A 1,006-nucleotide genomic window follows, 5' to 3' on the forward strand; every position below is an offset into this window, starting at 1 on the left:
AGCGCATCCTTGGTAAGGATGAGGTCCCCAGTTCGATTCTGGGTATCAGCACCATTAAATAGAAAGCCTCCCTGAAAAGGGAGGCTTTTTTGCATCTGTCAGTTTTCTTATATCCCCTTACATTCCCAATTCCCGTAACACCCTCTGCTTGCAGTCGACACAGTTTATCTGCTGATTTGAGTCCTAATTTGTTACTCATTTGACTGCTATTGATGGTTTTATCCAGAGATTTAACCATGATTGATTGACGTAAAACGTTTTACATGTAAAATCCGGCGCGTTTTGCCTATTACGTGGAGAGAGAGCATGGCGCAGGATAACGAATACTGTTTGGGGGCGGTACCCGCCAAAGGGCGCAAAGGTATGCTGTCGCTGATGCTGGTGATGCTAGGCCTGACCTTCTTCTCTGCCAGCATGTGGACCGGTGGTGCGCTGGGCACCGGGCTGGTGTTCGATGACTTCATCAAGGCGGTACTTATCGGCAACTTGTTGCTGGGTATCTACACCGCTTGTCTCGGTTATATCGGTGCCTCAACCGGCCTCTCTACCCATCTGCTGGCTCGTTACTCCTTTGGGGTGAAAGGTTCCTGGCTGCCATCCCTGCTGCTCGGCGGTACTCAGGTCGGCTGGTTTGGCGTTGGCGTGGCGATGTTTGCCCTGCCGGTGCAGAAGGCGACCGGCATAGATGTGAACTGGCTGATCGCCATTTCGGGCATGTTGATGACGGTGACCGTCTACTTCGGCATCTCCGCCCTGATGGTGCTGAGCTTTGTGGCCGTACCGGCCATTGCACTGCTTGGCGGCTACTCGGTCTGGCTGGCGGTGACCTCGACCGGTGGCATGGCTGCACTGCAGCAGGTGCAACCAAGCAATCCTATCGAGTTCACCACGGCGCTGACCATGGTGGTCGGTTCCTTTATCAGTGCAGGAACCCTGACCGCCGACTTTGTTCGATTTGGTCGCAAACCCTGGGGCGCCGTCATGATTACCATGGTGGCGTTTTTTT

The 1,006-nt window shown here is 53.7% G+C and carries 2 protein-coding genes; one reads left to right on the forward strand and one right to left on the reverse strand.

All coding sequences use genetic code 11. The features are described 5' to 3' along the window. A partial coding sequence (locus AACS18_RS12440) for a hypothetical protein (RefSeq protein ID WP_219927699.1) occupies positions 1–238 on the reverse strand: 238 nt, incomplete at its 3' end. Between the two features lie 68 nt (positions 239–306). On the opposite strand from AACS18_RS12440, the gene codB reads away from it, so the two are divergent. Further along, a partial coding sequence (gene codB, locus AACS18_RS12445; RefSeq protein ID WP_108612434.1) for a cytosine permease occupies positions 307–1,006 on the forward strand: 700 nt, incomplete at its 3' end.

Origin of the sequence: Aeromonas sp. HMWF015, from assembly GCF_963878965.1 — a bacterium.
Classification (GTDB): Bacteria; Pseudomonadota; Gammaproteobacteria; order Enterobacterales; family Aeromonadaceae; genus Aeromonas; species Aeromonas veronii.